We start from the raw sequence: 16196 nt of genomic DNA on the forward strand, positions 1-16196 counted from the left end.
CTCGCTCTGGAAGAATCAGCGCTCAACCACGGGGCAGGAACACATCGGCCAGCAGTTGATTGCGCGGCAGCCCCGCCAGGTACAGGCGCCGGGCGAAGGCTTCGACACTGTCAGGGTGACCGCAGAGTAAGGCCTGGGTTTGCCGGGAAACAAGCCGCAGTTGCGCCAAAGCGGCTGTCAGCTCGGCCCCGGTCCATAGTTCGACGGACAGCTGGGCCCGGTTCGCCGCCAGGGCCGCCAGGGGTTTGGCCAGGTAATGCTCACTGCTGTCATGGGCCAGGTGAATGATGCGGATGGGGCCCTGGTGATCCTGGCGCAGGGCCTCGCGCAGTATGCCGAACAGCGGCGCCAGGCCGGTTCCCGCGGCCAGTAGCCAGAGTGGGCGCTGCTGCCAGTCCGGATCGTAGTGCAAGGCGCCGCCCCGCAACTCCCCCAGGCGAATCGGATCGCCCAATTGCAACTGGCGCGCCGCATCGCTGAACTGGCCCGGATGCCGGCAATCCAGGTGGAACTCAAGAAAGCGGTCGTCTTCCGGCAGGCTGGCCAGGGAATAAGGCCGGGCGATCTGGCCGGCGGCCCACAGCACCAGATGCTGGCCGGCGCGGTAACGCAAGGGCCGCTGCGGTTGCAGGCGCAGGCGCAGGACCGAGCTCGACAACCAGTCCAGACCGATCACCGTCGCAGGCAGGCCATCACGCACAGGGTCGAAGGTCTCGACGTGCAGGTCCTCCACCACCTGGCACTGGCAAGCCAGGCGCCAGCCGAGCCGGCGCTGTTCGTCGCTCAACGCATCCGGCCGGCTATCGCTGGGCAAGCCCTGGACACAATGCACCAGGCAGGCATGGCAACTACCGGCGCGGCAACTGTAGGGCACCGTCACGCCAGCCTGATTCAGGGCATCGAGCAGGTTGCTTCCAGGCGCCACCGGCCAGCACCGGCTGCCAACGGTCAATTCAGGCATCGAGGTTTTCCCAGGCCGCAGAGCAACGATTGCGACCGTCGCGCTTGGCCCGATACAGCGCCTGATCGGCGCGTTGCAGGGCATGGTCCAGATCGTCGCCGGCCCGCAGCAGGGTCATCCCCGCCGACAGGCTCAGGTCTCGTACGTTAAGGCCCACCAGTTGCACTTCGGTGAACGCCAGGCGCAAACGCTCGCAGCAGGAGGTCAGGCGCTCGGCGTCACACTCGGGCAGCAGTACCACGAATTCCTCGCCACCGTAACGGGCCAATACGTCGCCATCGCGCAGGCAAGCCGTGGCCACCGCGGCGAAGGCCTGCAGTACCTGGTCGCCGGCAGCATGGCCGTGGAGATCGTTGATGCGCTTGAAATGGTCCAGGTCGATCAGCGCCAGCCCATGCACTTGCTCCTGATCCATGGCTTGCAGCTCGCGGCTGGCAATGCGCAGGAAATGCCGGCGGTTGAACAGGCCGGTCAGTTCATCGGTGGCTACCAGGTCCTCCAGCTGTCGCATCATGCCTCGCAGCGTGTCCTGATGGGCCTGCAAGGCAAAGCGCCGCTGGCGCATGCGTGAGCGCGAAGCCTGGACATAGGCGGCATACAGGCACATCCACACCAGCATCACCAGCAGCACGCAGACCTGCAGTGCGGCCAGTTGCGGATCACCGAGGAGCAGGCGATAGCCGTCCCACAGGTTGACCGCGGCAAAGCAAAAGAAGATCAGCGCCGCGCTGCGCAGATAGGCCCGGCGGGAGAGGTGAAACAGGCCGAACAGCAACGGCAGCAGGTAGAACACCAGGAACACCCCGCGGGCCTGATCCAGATGGGCCATCAGCCAGGTCTGCCAGGCGATGCCCAGCACCACCTGGACTTCGGTCAGGCTGGGGTCGGCGAACTGCAGGTTGCGTCCGCTGACGAACACCCAGCACAGCAGCGCCTGGCTGGCCAGCACCAGGCCAGTGCCCAGCAGCGCGCTGCCGCTCGAAGCACGGGAATGCCCCGTGACGACGGCCAGCCAGAACAGCAGCAGGATCAGTGCGTAAGTGCCCGCGGCAATGGCGAAGCGCTTGAATAACAGGCTCTGGATGGCTTTATGGGTCAATCGTTGACTCACCGTGAGAAAGGAGGCTTAAAGAGTTTCCTACCCTGCAGGCCACTTGCCACTTTAGTGCTGAGCCCGGCAAATGACTATTCAAATTTAAAACCCCGTCGCCAGGTTTCAGCGCCGACTCAGGCAAGAACAGTGCCCATCCGATGGGCGACTTTGGTTGGCCCGGCCGGCGGGTGTACCCAACCCCCAGGCGAGGTATACTGCCGCGCCTTTTTAGCGTCGCGCCAGTTGTCTGTCCGGCGTGCCTTAGAAGGTGCCTGCATCCGACCGATGCACCCAAGTGCAGGCACCTTATTAAATGTTCCCGTCTTTTAGAGGAGCGCGACTCATGACCGTGATCAAGCAAGACGACCTGATTCAGAGCGTTGCCGACGCCCTGCAGTTCATTTCCTACTACCACCCCGTGGACTTCATCCAGGCGATGCACGAGGCCTACCTGCGGGAAGAATCGCCGGCTGCCCGTGATTCCATAGCGCAGATCCTGATCAACTCGCGCATGTGTGCCACCGGCCACCGGCCGATCTGCCAGGACACCGGCATCGTCACGGTATTCGTGCGCGTGGGCATGGACGTGCGCTGGGACGGCGCCACCATGAGCCTGGACGACATGATCAACGAGGGCGTGCGTCGCGCCTACAACCTGCCGGAAAACGTCCTGCGCGCCTCCATCCTGGCCGACCCGGCAGGTAGCAGGAAAAACACCAAGGACAACACCCCCGCGGTGATCCACTACTCCATCGTCCCGGGCAACACCGTGGAAGTGGACGTGGCGGCCAAGGGCGGCGGCTCCGAGAACAAATCGAAGATGGCCATGCTCAACCCGTCCGACTCGATCGTCGACTGGGTACTCAAGACCGTTCCGACCATGGGCGCCGGCTGGTGCCCACCGGGCATGCTAGGCATCGGTATCGGCGGCACCGCCGAGAAAGCGGCAGTGATGGCCAAGGAAGTGTTGATGGAATCCATCGACATCCACGAGCTCAAGGCCCGTGGCCCGCAGAACCGCATCGAAGAGATCCGCCTGGAGCTGTTCGAGAAGGTCAACCAGCTGGGCATCGGCGCCCAGGGCCTCGGTGGCCTGACCACCGTGCTCGACGTGAAGATCATGGACTACCCGACCCACGCCGCTTCCCTGCCGGTGTGCATGATCCCCAACTGCGCCGCCACCCGTCACGCGCACTTCGTACTGGATGGCTCCGGCCCGGCGAGCCTGGAAGCGCCACCGCTGGACGCCTACCCGGAAATCGTCTGGGAAGCCGGCCCGTCGGCCCGTCGGGTCAACCTCGACACCCTGACCCCGGAAGAAGTGCAAAGCTGGAAGCCGGGCGAAACCGTACTGCTTAACGGCAAGATGCTCACCGGCCGCGACGCTGCGCACAAACGCATGGTCGAGATGCTGAACAAGGGCGAAACCCTGCCGGTGGACCTCAAGGGTCGCTTCATCTACTACGTCGGCCCGGTCGATCCGGTCGGTGACGAAGTGGTCGGCCCGGCTGGCCCGACCACCGCCACGCGGATGGACAAGTTCACCCGCCAGATCCTCGAGCAGACCGGCCTGCTGGGCATGATCGGCAAGTCCGAGCGCGGCCCGACCGCGATCGAAGCGATCAAGGACAACAAGGCCGTGTACCTGATGGCCGTCGGCGGTGCTGCCTACCTGGTTGCCCAGGCGATCAAGAAGTCCAAGGTCCTGGCCTTTGCCGAACTGGGCATGGAAGCGATCTACGAGTTCGAGGTCAAGGACATGCCGGTGACCGTCGCAGTCGACAGCAAGGGCGAGTCGGTGCACATCACAGGTCCCGCCATCTGGCAGAAGAAAATCAGTGACAGCCTGGCGGTAGAAGTGCAGTAAGCCCTTCCTCCGTTCGGCCCAGGCGGCGGTGCTGTTCATTGAATGGCCCGCCGCTTTTTTTATGCTCCGCCCTTTCCCGACACTGTCCGCGATCAACGTTAGCCCCGGCGCTCATGCTATCGTTCCCGCCCCCATTGCAGCCTGCCCCGACTCATGGCCCAGATCTCTCGCCCCCTCCGCTTGACGTTCTATATCCTGGTGATTCTTGCTGGCACTGTGCTCAGCGCCGGCCTGGCCATGCGCCATGCAGAACGGCAGACGCTGGTGGAGGAAGCCGCCCGTGCCAATGAGCAGTTGGGGCTGTATGCCAACTCGCTGCATACCCTGATCGAACGCTATCGCGCCCTGCCGGCGGTCCTGGCCCTGGACCCGGAACTGCGCGCGGCGCTGCAGGGGCCGGTGGCCACCGAAACCCAGGACGCATTGAACCGCAAGCTGGAAAAGATCAATGGCGCGGCCCGCTCCTCGACTCTGGAGCTGCTGAACCATGAGGGCCTGGCCGTGGCCGCCAGCAACTGGCGCCTGCCCAGCAGCTACGTGGGCCACAACTACGGCTTTCGCCCCTACTTCAAGCAGACCCGCAGCCAGGGCAGCGGGCGCTTCTACGCGGTGGGCGTGACCAGCGGCATCCCGGGGTATTTCCTGGCCAGCGCAGTCAAGGCCGACAACCAGGACTTCCTCGGGGCCATGGTGGTGAAGCTGGAATTCCCCGAGCTGGAACATGAATGGAGCCAGGGCAACGACACCCTGCTGGTCAGCGATGCCCGGGGCATTGTGTTCATCGCCAACCAGCCAGGCTGGCGCTACCGGCACTTGCAGCCGCTGTCGAGCAACGACCTGGAAGAAATCAAGCTCACCCGCCAGTACGACAAACAGCCCCTGACCCCGCTGCAGCACCAGACGCTGCAACGCTTTGACGACAACAGCAGCCTGGCCCGGGTCGAAGGCCCCGAGGGCCGCGCCAGCTACCTCTGGGAGTCCCTGCCGTTGGCCGCCGAAGGCTGGACCCTGCACCTGCTGCGCAAACCGCCGAATGCCTTCGAGGAAACCCGCAATGCCGGGCTTGCCGCCGCCGGTGCCTGGCTGACCCTGGTGTTCCTGCTGCTGTTCCTCAACCAGCGCTGGCGCCTGGGGAAAGTCCGCCAGCGCAATCGCCAGGAGCTGGAGCAACTGGTGGAGGAACGTACCCGCGATCTGCGCACCGCCCAGGAAGGCCTGGTGCAATCGGCCAAGCTCGCGGCCCTGGGGCAGATGTCCGCCGCCCTGGCCCACGAAATCAACCAGCCCCTGACCACCCAGCGCATGCAGCTGGCAACCCTCAGGCTGTTGCTGGATCACGGCAGGGTGGACGAAGCCTACAAAGCCCTGCGCCCACTGGACGACATGCTGACCCGCATGGCCGCCCTCACCAGCCATCTCAAGACCTTCGCCCGCAAGAGCCCCAGTGGCCTGCGAGAACGCCTGGACCTGACCGCTGTGGTGGACCAGTCGCTGCACTTGCTGGAAGCCCGGCTGCGTGCTGAAGACGTCGAAGTGGTGCTGCAACTGACCCGCCCAGCCTGGGTCCGGGGCGACGCCATCCGCCTGGAACAGGTGCTGATCAACCTGCTGCGCAATGCCCTGGACGCCATGCAGGACAAACCGCACAAGCGCCTGGAGATCAGTCTGGAAGCCGAAGACCAGCTCTGGCAACTGCGGGTGGCCGACAACGGCGGCGGCATTGCCGAGGAACACTTGCTGAGCGTCTTCGATCCATTCTTCACCACCAAACCGGTGGGTGATGGCCTGGGGCTGGGGCTGGCGGTGTCCTATGCCATAGTCCACGAGCTGGGTGGCCGCCTGAGCGTGGCCAACCAGGAGCAAGGGGCGGTGTTCACCCTGAGCCTGCCCATCGACCTGGAGGCCCATATCCAATGCTGAACTCAGTGATCGTGGTGGACGACGAAGCCAGCATCCGTACCGCCGTCGAGCAGTGGCTGAGCCTGTCGGGCTTCGAGGTCCAGCTGTTCAGCCGGGCCGAGGACTGTCTGGCGCAACTGCCGAAGAACTTTCCCGGGGTGATCCTCAGTGATGTGCGCATGCCCGGCATCAGTGGCCTGGAACTGCTGGCCCAGGTCCAGCGCCTGGACCCGGACCTGCCGATCATCCTGCTCACAGGCCACGGCGATGTGCCCATGGCGGTGGAAGCCATGCGCGACGGGGCCTACGACTTCCTGGAAAAACCCTTCAGCCCCGACACCCTGCTCAGCAGCCTGCGCCGGGCCCTGGACAAGCGCCGCCTGGTCCTGGAAAACCGCCGCCTGCACCAACAGGCCGACAGCCGGGCCAAGCTCGACGCCACCTTGCTGGGGGTCTCCAGGGCCTTGCAGACCCTGCGCCGCCAGGTACTGGAACTGGCAGCCCTGCCGGTCAACGTGCTGATCCGCGGCGAGACCGGCAGCGGCAAAGAACTGATTGCCCGCTGCCTGCACGACTTCGGCCCGCGGGCCGGCAAGCCCTTCGTCGCCCTGAACTGCGCGGCGATCCCCGAGCAGTTGTTCGAGGCCGAGCTGTTCGGCCATGAAAGCGGCGCCTTCACCGGCGCCCAGGGCAAACGCATCGGCAAGCTGGAATACGCCGACGGCGGCACGCTGTTTCTCGACGAGATCGAAAGCATGCCCCTGGCCCAGCAGGTCAAGCTGCTGCGGGTGTTGCAGGAGCAGAAGCTGGAACGCCTGGGTTCCAACCAGAGCATCAAGGTCGACCTGCGGATCATCGCCGCCACCAAGCCCGACCTGCTGGACGAGGCCCGTGCCGGGCGTTTCCGTGAAGACCTGGCCTACCGCCTGACCGTGGCTGAACTGCGCCTGCCACCATTGCGCGAGCGCCGCGAGGACATCCCACTGCTCTACGAGCACTTTGCCCAGAATGCCGGGGAACGCCTGGGGCGCAGCGTCGCGCCCTTGAGCGGCGCGCAACTGAGCCGCCTGCTCAGCCACGACTGGCCGGGCAACGTGCGCGAGCTGGCCAACGCCGCCGAGCGCCAGGTGCTGGGCCTGGGCGAGCCGGAACCCGACGCCATCGAACCCGGCCAGTCCCTGGCGGCGCAGCAGGAAGCCTTCGAGGCCCAATGCCTGCGCGCGGCCCTGAGCCGGCACAAGGGTGATATCAAGGCGGTGCTCAACGAGCTGCAACTGCCCCGCCGGACTCTTAACGAAAAGATGCAGCGCCATGGACTGACCAGGGAACAGTTCCTCAAGGAGGAGTAACCCCTATAGGACCCGGCTTGCCGGAGAATCAGCCCTCAAGCCCGGCCCCCCATCGACGCCTTCGCCCACATGCCCAGGGGCACGGCCGCTTTCGGCAATTTCCCGCTTACCCGCAAGGTGCCGATAGGCGGATTTCCGCTCATCACTCCCGCCTCCCCCCCTCTAGCCCGGGCTTCTCGCCCTTGGCACAGGTCCTGCTATAGCCCCAGCAGGCTGCGCTCGCGCGCACTCCACAAAAACAATGAATAGAAGGGTCCTTCATGGATATCTCTAATACCCTGCCTGCCGGGTCGGCGGCTGCGCCCGCCACAGAAAAGACCACCGCCAGCCGCCTTAAGTCGATCTTCAGCGGTTCCGTGGGCAACATGGTCGAGTGGTACGACTGGTACGTCTACGCCGCCTTCTCGCTGTACTTCGCCAAAGTCTTCTTCCCCAAGGGCGACACCACTGCCCAACTGCTGAACACCGCCGCGATCTTCGCCGTGGGCTTCCTGATGCGCCCGATCGGTGGCTGGCTGATGGGGCTGTATGCCGACCGCAAAGGGCGTAAGGCCGCCTTGATGGCCTCGGTGCTGCTGATGTGCTTCGGCTCGCTGATCATCGCCCTGACCCCGGGTTACGAAACCATCGGCGTCGGCGCCCCCATCCTGCTGGTGCTGGCGCGCCTGATGCAGGGCCTGTCGGTAGGCGGTGAATACGGTACCTCGGCCACCTACCTCAGCGAGATGGCGACCAAGGAACGTCGTGGCTTCTTCTCCAGCTTCCAGTACGTGACCCTGATCTCCGGCCAGCTCATCGCCCTGGCGGTGCTGATCGTGCTGCAGAACATTCTGACCACCGAGGAACTGCAGTCCTGGGGCTGGCGGATTCCGTTCGGCATCGGTGCCCTCTGCGCCGTGGTAGCCCTGTACCTGCGTCGCGGCATGGAAGAAACCGAGTCCTTCACCAAGAAGAAGGAAAAGCCCAAGGAAAGCCTGATGCGCACCCTGATGCGTCATCCCAAGGAGTTGATGACCGTGGTCGGCCTGACCATGGGCGGCACCCTGGCCTTCTATACCTACACCACCTACATGCAGAAATACCTGGTGAACACTGTCGGCATGAGCATCTCCGACTCCACCACCATTTCCGCCGCCACGCTGTTCCTGTTCATGTGCCTGCAACCGGTGATCGGTGCTCTCTCGGACAAGGTTGGCCGGCGCCCGATCCTGATTGCCTTCGGTATCCTCGGCACCCTGTTCACCGTGCCGATCCTCACCACCCTGCACACCATCCAGACCTGGTGGGGCGCGTTCTTCCTGATCATGGCGGCGCTGATCATCGTCAGCGGCTACACCTCGATCAACGCGGTGGTCAAGGCCGAGCTGTTCCCTACGGAAATCCGCGCCCTGGGCGTGGGCCTGCCGTACGCACTGACCGTGTCGATCTTCGGCGGTACCGCCGAATACATCGCCCTGTGGTTCAAGAGCATCGGCATGGAAACCGGCTACTACTGGTACGTCACCGCCTGCATCGCCTGTTCGCTGCTGGTCTACGCGACCATGAAAGACACCCGCAAGCATTCGCGGATCGAGACTGACTGAAAACAACAACGCCCGGGTGCAAGGCCCGGGCGCTTTTCGCAATCTGTGGGGAAGCTTTCGCCGGCAAGCCGGCTCCTACAGAGGCTGTACAGGTCAGGAAAGTTCGGCTGCGCCCTGGCGCCCATCGCGGTTCTGGGCCCAGGCCGCCCCCACGATCATCACCAGCAGGATTCCCGCCAATACCGCCGACGAGCCGATGGTGCCGAAATCCAGGCCGCCTTTTTCGTGGGGTTTGGTGAGGAAGTCACCCAAGGTTGCGCCGAACGGCCGGGTCAATACGAAAGCGACCCAGAACAACAGTACCGACGAGAGCCTGGTGAAGTACTTGAGCAGCACCACCACGGCGATGGTCGAGCCGATCAACAGCGCCCCGCCGGCAAAGCCCAGCCCCGAATCGTCCGCCAGGTAGTCGCCGAGGGCGGTGCCCAGGGTGTTGGAAAACAGGATCGCCATCCAATAGAACATCTCGCCGCGAAAGGTCTGGATCTTGTTGACGTTCAGCGAGTCGCCACTCAGACGCCAGAGCGCGAAGATCGCCAGCAGAATACCGATCAGGATCAACGAGCCACTGGCATAGCCCAGGCCCAGGGTGCGGTCCATGAAATCCGACATGGTGGTGCCGGCGGTACTGGTGGAGAGGATCACGATCCAGTACAGCACCGGGTTGTAGGTCTTGGACCACAGCTGGGTGACCAGCGTCAGCAGGAACACACTGATCAGAATCATCGAGCTGATGGCATAACCCACATTCAGGGTCATCGACAGCAGGTCCCCCGCTGTTTCGCCGAGGGTGGTCGCGCAGATTTTCATGACCCAGAAGGCCAGGGTGATCTGGGGTAGCTTGTTCATTCGCAAAGGTGCTCCAAAGGTCGCATTCAAGGCGGCCTGTCTATGGACTGCAGGCCTGCGCGGAGGCTGAACGTCAAGGGGTGAAAAACAGGTAAGGCGCGGATGAAAAAATCGTTGAAATATTTTCTTACAAGCAATCTGCTCAATTAATGATCAGTTAATGCTGGATGCATAGCCTGCTAATGAATCCAGGTGGGTACTTGGCTCTTCTATGCAGTGAGGCTTGAACGCGGTATTTGGCGGCGAGAGCTGACCTCATAAACATCGATAAAGCAGATATTTATAAGCATTAATTTGCGCTTTTATATCAACTTTACCGGAGTAGGATTCATCCCAAGCCCAACGCATTCATCTCAACGAACCCGGAGTCACCATCATGAAAAGCAAACTGATCCTCGCCCTGACCCTCTCGGTACTGGCTGCCAACACCTTCGCCGCTGATGGCTACGATCGCACCGGTTCTGCCACCTTCGCTGCCGACGGCTACGACCGCACCGGTTCCGCTACCTTCGCCGCTGATGGCTACGATCGCACCGGTTCCGCCACCTTCGCCGCTGATGGCTACGACCGCACCGGTTCCGCCACCTTCGCCGCTGATGGCTACGATCGCACCGGTTCCGCTACCTTCGCCGCCGATGGCTACGACCGCACCGGCTCCGCCACCTTCGCCGCTGATGGCTACGACCGCACCGGTTCCGCTACCTTCGCTGCCGATGGCTACGACCGCACCGGTTCCGCCAGCATCAGCTGATTGATGCACCTGACACCACAGCCCGGCCTTGGCCGGGCTTAGTCGTTTCTGGCCAGGGGAAAACACCCACAGCGTGGAACGCTCAAGGGCCAGGACGCTGGAATTGGGCGATTGCGCACTGCACTATGACGCCCTTAACTCGCCCCAAGCAGGAACCTTGAGCCATGCCCGACGATATCCACTTTTACCAACCTGCCCTGGGCCACGGCCTGCCCCACGACCCGTTCAATGCCATCGTCGGCCCGCGCCCCATCGGCTGGATCTCTTCCCAGGATCGCGAGGGTCGCCTGAACCTGGCGCCCTACAGCTTCTTCAACGCCTTCAACTACATTCCACCGATCATCGGTTTCTCCAGCGTCGGGCGCAAAGACAGCCTGAACAATATCGAGCAGACCGGCGAATTCGCCTGGAACCTGGCCACCCGACCTCTGGCCGAGCAGATGAACCAGAGCTGCGCCGCAGTCCCGGCCGAGGTAAACGAGTTCGAACTGGCCGGCCTGACCCCCGTGGCGTCGAAAGTCATCAGCGTGCCCCGGGTAGCCGAGAGCCCGGTGTCCTTCGAGTGCAAGGTCACCCAGATCATTCAATTGCAGCGGGCGGACAAGGAACTGGTGCCGAGCTGGCTGATCCTCGGCGAAGTGGTCGCCGTGCATATCGCCAAGTGGCTGCTCAAGGACGGGATCTACGACACCGCCGCGGCAGAGCCGATTCTGCGCGGCGGCGGGCCGGCGGATTACTTCCAACTGGGGCCAGAGGCTCTGTTCAGGATGCACCGCCCGGGGGCAGTCAAATAGCGCTTGGACTCAGTAGCTCTTCCAGCTCAACTCGCCGTCCTGATCGACGTCGGCCAACTGTTCGAGTTGTTGTGCGGCAGCCTGGTCGGCGTCATGCGCCGTCTTGAATTTCTGCTCATCCAGGACTTTATGAAAGCGTGGTGCGCTTGATGCACCGAGAGCCTTGACGGCGATGGCGGCGCTGTATCCCCCCTCCCCTGGAACCACAGCGGAAACTGCTTCGTAGTGTGCAAACTCTTTGCGTGCCATGTTGCGAGTCCTGGCCAATGAAAAGTCGGCCATTCTAAACCTTCAACTGGCCAGCTTGTGCACCGGCGCCTGCTGTAGTTGCGGATATTCGCCATGGGCTTGCAGCGCCGACACGGTACTGAAGGTATGAAAATCCAGGCTGTTGACCACCAGGTCCTGCACCAGCTCGGCAAAGATCGCCATGGCCGGGGAATTGAAATAGGCGGTCATCGCCTGCTGGCTGCTCCAGAAACCGGACACCAGCCACAGGTCGGCATCGCACTGCGAATGCTGCAGGGCAAAATGCAGGCAACCACAGGCCTGGCGGGACGGTTCGATCAGGCTGCTCAAACGCGCACCCAGCTCCTTGGAACGCCCGGCCCGGGCTCGGACAAAGGCCATGTGACTGACGGGAATATGCGTGGACATGTGCGACCCTCCCAGGGTGTTGTCGAGGCAGCCATGGGACGGGCTGCGACAGGATCAACGATACCGGGCAGGCCCTCGCGCGCGTTAGTCGATTTCTGCCGTTGATTTGCCCAATCCTGCGACAAGCCCTTTGCTCCCTCCCCGACTCGGCGCCATTGGGCAAAAGCATGACAACGGTGTTTCAAGCAAGTGAAGCTCAGGAGCATCGGCTGATCTTGCCTATCGCGCGCGCAAGCAGCAGGATCAGGCAAGTTTTACGCAGGATTCGCCTACCCGCGCTTCTTGCACAAACTTAAGCTGTGCCGACTGCAAACACTCGGAGGCTGCCCCATGCCATCACTGGAAACCCCGCCACCGCCCCTGGCCCCGGAGATGGAACGGCAGCGCGTGGAACTGGCCGCGATCATTGCACGCAACACCGCCGAGGACGGCAGCTACGCCACGGCCATCGACTCGTTGTTCGTCTCGCGCCACAGCAGCTCTCATCAATTCGGTTCGGTGCTGGCACAGCCGGCGCTGTGCATCATGGCCCAGGGCCGCAAGGAAGTACGCCTGGCCGATGAAAGCTACAACTACGACCCCTTGAATTACCTGGTGGTCTCGGTTTCCGTCCCCCTGAGCGGCAAGGTGGCGATCGTTTCACCAGAGGAGCCGATCCTGGCCCTGCGCCTGGACATCGACCCCGGGGAAATCAATGCATTGATTGCCGATGCCGGCCCCATCGGCGTACCCGCCCGGCCTACCGGGCGCGGCCTGTACGTGGAGCGCCTGGACCCGGCGATGCTCGACGCGGTGTTGCGCCTGACCCGCCTGCTGGATACCCCGAAAGACATCGCCATGCTCGCACCGCTGGTACGCCGGGAAATTCTCTATCGCCTGCTGCGCAGCCCCCAGGGCCACCGCCTGTATGAGATCGCCACCGCCAACAGCCAGGGCCACCGGGTCAACCAGGCCATCAAGTGGCTCAACGGCAATTTCGTGCACCCGTTGCGCATCGATGATCTGGCCCGGGAGGTGAACCTGAGCGTCTCGACCCTGCACCACCGCTTCAAGGCCATGACCGCCATGAGCCCGCTGCAGTACCAGAAACAGTTGCGCCTGCAAGAAGCCCGGCGGCTGATGCTGGCCGAGGGGCTGGAGGCTTCGGTAGCGGGCTATCGGGTGGGTTATGAAAGCCCGTCGCAGTTCAGCCGCGAGTACAGCCGCTTGTTCGGCGCGCCGCCGTTGCGGGATATGGCGCGCCTGCGGGTGAGCAACTGAGGCCTGCCTAACGAGCGCGGATCACATGCTTGATTTCCTCAAAGGCCTGTAGCCCCCAGGGCCCCAGTTCACGACCGATGCTGCTCTGCTTGTAGCCGCCCCACGCCGTCTGGGGAAAGATCACCTGTGGCGCATTGATCCACACCAGACCGGCCTGCAGGGCATTGGCCACTTGCTCGGCATGCGCTGCATCCGCTCCCACTACGCTGGCCACCAGGCCGAACTCGCTGTCATTGGCCATTTCAATGGCCTGCTGCTCGTTGCTGAAACTGCGCACGCAGAGCACCGGGCCAAAGATCTCCTCACGCCATAGCGCACTGTCCAGCGGCACCTCGGTGAACACCGTGGGCTGAATGAAATACCCCTGCTGCAAGCCGGCCGGGCGGCCACCGCCGCAGACCAGCTTGGCCCCCACATTCAAGCCTTCCTCGATATGGGCCTGCACCCGCCGGTATTGCGCCTGATTGACCAGCGCGCCCATTTCCACCTCCGGGTCGAACGGGTCGGCCACACGAATGGCTTCGGCCCGGGCCTTGAGGCGCAACAGGAACTCATCGGCCAACTCATCGGCCACCAGCACTCGGCTGGTGGCCGAGCACATCTGCCCGGCGTTGAAGAAGCCGCCGCCACAGGCCAGTTCCACCGCCAGATCCAGATCGGCATCCGCCAGCACCAGCAACGACGACTTGCCCCCCAGTTCCAGGCTCACGCCCTTGACGGTTTCCGCCGCGCGCTGCATCACCTGGACCCCCACGGCGTTGCTGCCGGTGAAGGAGATTTTCGCCACTCTCGGGTCGGCTGCCAGGGGCGCGCCCACCGCCAGGCCGGTGCCGCAGACCAGGTTGAACACGCCCCGGGGCAAGCCGCTGCCGGCGATGATTGCCGCCAGTTCCAGCTCCGGCAAAGGGGTGACTTCGGAAGGCTTGAGCACCACGCTGCAACCGGCGGCCAGGGCCGGAGCGAGCTTCCAGGCGGTGGTGACCATGGGGAAGTTCCACGGCACGATCAGCCCGACGATGCCACAGGGCTCGCGGCGCAGGCGGGCACTGAAGGCCTCGCTGGGCAGTGCCACGTTGGCGTCCTGAGCGGCATCCAGGCCTTCAGCCAGCCCGGCGTAGTACTCGAAGGTGGCAATCACATCGTCCACATCCATGGCGGCCTCGAATTGCGGCTTGCCGTTGTTGCTCGACTGCAGGTGCATCAGTTGCTCCCGGCGTTCGGCCACCCCGGCCGCAATCCGTCGCAGGACCGCGGCACGTTCAGCCCCGCTGCTGTGCGACCAACGCGCAAGGCCGGCGCTGGCAGCGCACAGCGCCTGCTCCACGGCCTCGGGACCGCCACCGGCAACCTGGGCCAGTACGCCCTCGGTGCTGGGGTTGATCACCTGCAGATGCTCGCTGCCCGCCAACCATTGGCCGTCGATGTACAGCCCGTTCAACAGGGGTTGCGCGCTCATGCCTGTACTCCTTGGGTCCAGCGGTTCTGATCGACCTCTATCAGGGTCGGGCCCTGGCGATCCGCCGCCGAGCGCAGCGCCGCGCGCAGTTGCTCGACGCTGTCGATGCGCTCGGCGGCGCAGCCCAGGCCCTTGGCCACGGCAATGAAATCCGGGGTGTAGATGTCGACGCCCACCGGCTCGATGGCGCGGTTGACCATGTATTTCTTGATCTCTTCGTAGCCCTGGTTATTCCACAGCAGGACGATGATCGGGGTGCGAGCCTCCACCGCGCAGGCCAGTTCCGAAAGGGTGAACTGCAAGCCGCCATCGCCGATCAGGCAGGCCACCGGCCGTCGCTGGCTGGCGTGCGAACCGCCGCCGAGCCAGGCGCCAATGGCCGCCGGCAAGGCATAACCCAGGGTGCCGTAGCCGGTGGAGGAGTTGAACCAGCGTCGTGGCTGCTCGGGGTTGAAGGTCAGGTTGCCGCTGTACACCGGCTGGGTGGAATCGCCCACCAGGACAATCTCCGGCAGTTCCTGGACCACGGTCTGCAGAAACAGGGTCTGGGCCTGGGTCGGGCCGTCCCAGAGCTGGCTCAGCTCACTGCGCAAGGTGGCGGCGCGGACCTGGCCCCAGTCGCTGCGACGCGCTGCCAATTCCAGCCCGGCAAGTTGCGCCAGCAGCGCTTCGGCAGCGATCCGGGCGTCGGCCACCAGTGCCACTTTCGGCGGATAGTTGCGCACGGTCTGGTCGGCATCGATATCGATACGCAGCAGGGTAGCGGGAATCTCGAAACCACCGGCGAAGGTCACGTCGTAATCGGTTTCCGCCAGCTCGGTGCCAATGGCCAAGACCACATCGGCCTCTGCCACCAGGGCCCGGGTCGCCACCATGGACTGGGTGGAACCGATCAGCAACGGATGCGCCGAAGGCAGCATGCCCTTGGCATTGATGGTCAGGGCCACCGGCGCTTGCAACAGCTCGGCCAGGCGGGTCAGGGCCGGGGCGGCATCGATGGCGCCCCCGCCCGCGAGAATCAGCGGCCGCTTGGCACTGGCCAGCAGTTGGCTCATCTGCGCGACAGCGGCCGGGGCGGCGCCGGCGCGGGCGATCTGCACCGGCTCGCTGGTCAACACGTGGTCGGCGTCCTGGACCAGCACATCGAGGGGAATCTCGATATGCACGGGGCGTGGGCGCCCGGCCTGGAACAGGGCAAAGGCCCGGGCCAGCACCGCTGGCAACTCGTCGGCACACATCAGGGTGTGGGAAAACGCCGCCACGCCACTGACCAGCGCACTCTGGTTGGGCAGCTCGTGGAGCTTGCCGCGCCCGCCCCCCAACTGGCTGCGGGCCTGCACGCTGGAGATCACCAGCATGGGAATCGAATCGGCGTAGGCCTGGCCCATGGCGGTGGTGATGTTGGTCATGCCGGGGCCGGTGATGATGAAACACACACCAGGTTTGCCGCTGGTTCGGGCGTAGCCGTCGGCCATGAAGCCGGCGCCTTGCTCGTGGCGCGGAGTCACATGATGGATGGGCGAACGGGCCAGGCCGCGATACAGCTCCACGGTGTGTACCCCGGGAATGCCGAACACCTGCTCGACGCCATAACCTTCCAGTAGCTTGACCAGTACTTCACCGCACGTCGCCATCTCATCGCCCTTCTTATTGGAGGAAAACCGCACGTCGGCCACA

14 protein-coding genes are annotated in these 16196 nt (G+C 64.0%); 7 read left to right on the plus strand and 7 right to left on the minus strand.

Annotated elements, in window-relative coordinates; all coding sequences use genetic code 11:
• Positions 1 to 22: 22 nt before the first annotated feature.
• Positions 23 to 961, minus strand: a complete 939-nt coding sequence (locus ABCR88_RS25780) for an iron-sulfur-binding ferredoxin reductase (protein WP_041119657.1) — start codon at positions 959 to 961, stop codon at positions 23 to 25.
• Positions 954 to 2060 carry a diguanylate cyclase gene (locus ABCR88_RS25785; protein WP_041752521.1) on the minus strand — a complete coding sequence of 369 codons (1107 nt, stop codon included), beginning with the start codon at positions 2058 to 2060 and terminating at the stop codon, positions 954 to 956. Before ABCR88_RS25785 ends, ABCR88_RS25780 begins: the two co-directional genes overlap by 8 nt.
• Positions 2061 to 2397: 337 nt before the next feature.
• On the opposite strand from ABCR88_RS25785, the gene ABCR88_RS25790 reads away from it, so the two are divergent.
• The 4 genes from ABCR88_RS25790 (at position 2398) to ABCR88_RS25805 (ending at position 8752) form a co-directional block, all read left to right on the plus strand.
• Positions 2398 to 3921: a fumarate hydratase gene (locus ABCR88_RS25790; RefSeq protein ID WP_011063055.1), complete on the plus strand. Its 1524-nt coding sequence runs from the start codon at positions 2398 to 2400 to the stop codon at positions 3919 to 3921.
• Positions 3922 to 4074: 153 nt separating this feature from the next.
• Entirely contained in the window at positions 4075 to 5841 is a 1767-nt protein-coding gene (locus ABCR88_RS25795; RefSeq protein ID WP_011063056.1) for an ATP-binding protein, read from the plus strand.
• Positions 5835 to 7169, plus strand: coding sequence for a sigma-54 dependent transcriptional regulator (locus tag ABCR88_RS25800; protein ID WP_011063057.1), 1335 nt, complete (start codon positions 5835 to 5837; stop codon positions 7167 to 7169). Before ABCR88_RS25795 ends, ABCR88_RS25800 begins: the two co-directional genes overlap by 7 nt.
• A 260-nt stretch (positions 7170 to 7429) precedes the next feature.
• Positions 7430 to 8752: an MFS transporter gene (locus ABCR88_RS25805; protein WP_011063058.1), complete on the plus strand. Its 1323-nt coding sequence runs from the start codon at positions 7430 to 7432 to the stop codon at positions 8750 to 8752.
• Positions 8753 to 8845: 93 nt separating this feature from the next.
• Here ABCR88_RS25805 and ABCR88_RS25810 read toward each other — a convergent pair whose 3' ends face one another.
• Positions 8846 to 9601: a hypothetical protein gene (locus tag ABCR88_RS25810; RefSeq protein ID WP_053153489.1), complete on the minus strand. Its 756-nt coding sequence runs from the start codon at positions 9599 to 9601 to the stop codon at positions 8846 to 8848.
• 376 nt (positions 9602 to 9977) lie between these two features.
• Here ABCR88_RS25810 and ABCR88_RS25815 point away from each other — a divergent pair, with 376 nt between their 5' ends.
• Complete coding sequence (locus ABCR88_RS25815; protein ID WP_065365291.1) at positions 9978 to 10352, plus strand: heme utilization protein; 375 nt, start codon at positions 9978 to 9980, stop codon at positions 10350 to 10352.
• 164 nt (positions 10353 to 10516) lie between these two features.
• Complete coding sequence (locus ABCR88_RS25820; RefSeq protein ID WP_011063061.1) at positions 10517 to 11146, plus strand: flavin reductase family protein; 630 nt, start codon at positions 10517 to 10519, stop codon at positions 11144 to 11146.
• 9 nt (positions 11147 to 11155) lie between these two features.
• Here the strand turns inward: ABCR88_RS25820 and ABCR88_RS25825 are convergent, their stop codons facing one another.
• Both ABCR88_RS25825 and ABCR88_RS25830 read right to left on the minus strand, forming a co-directional pair.
• Complete coding sequence (locus tag ABCR88_RS25825) at positions 11156 to 11428, minus strand: hypothetical protein (RefSeq protein WP_041119660.1); 273 nt, start codon at positions 11426 to 11428, stop codon at positions 11156 to 11158.
• 9 nt (positions 11429 to 11437) lie between these two features.
• Positions 11438 to 11803, minus strand: a complete 366-nt coding sequence (locus tag ABCR88_RS25830; protein ID WP_011063063.1) for an antibiotic biosynthesis monooxygenase family protein — start codon at positions 11801 to 11803, stop codon at positions 11438 to 11440.
• A 330-nt stretch (positions 11804 to 12133) separates the two neighbouring features.
• Here ABCR88_RS25830 and ABCR88_RS25835 point away from each other — a divergent pair, with 330 nt between their 5' ends.
• A complete protein-coding gene (locus tag ABCR88_RS25835) occupies positions 12134 to 13063 on the plus strand; it encodes an AraC family transcriptional regulator (RefSeq protein ID WP_015636791.1) in 930 nt (309 codons plus the stop codon).
• A 7-nt stretch (positions 13064 to 13070) separates the two neighbouring features.
• On the opposite strand, the gene ABCR88_RS25840 is transcribed toward ABCR88_RS25835, so the two are convergent.
• Positions 13071 to 14519: an aldehyde dehydrogenase family protein gene (locus tag ABCR88_RS25840; RefSeq protein ID WP_350403669.1), complete on the minus strand. Its 1449-nt coding sequence runs from the start codon at positions 14517 to 14519 to the stop codon at positions 13071 to 13073.
• Positions 14516 to 16153, minus strand: coding sequence for a 5-guanidino-2-oxopentanoate decarboxylase (locus ABCR88_RS25845; RefSeq protein ID WP_350023153.1), 1638 nt, complete (start codon positions 16151 to 16153; stop codon positions 14516 to 14518). The genes ABCR88_RS25840 and ABCR88_RS25845 overlap by 4 nt, the downstream gene beginning before the upstream one ends.
• Positions 16154 to 16196: the final 43 nt, after the last annotated feature.

The sequence above is a fragment of the Pseudomonas sp. W17 genome (assembly GCF_040268305.1).
GTDB lineage: Bacteria > Pseudomonadota > Gammaproteobacteria > Pseudomonadales > Pseudomonadaceae > Aquipseudomonas > Aquipseudomonas protegens.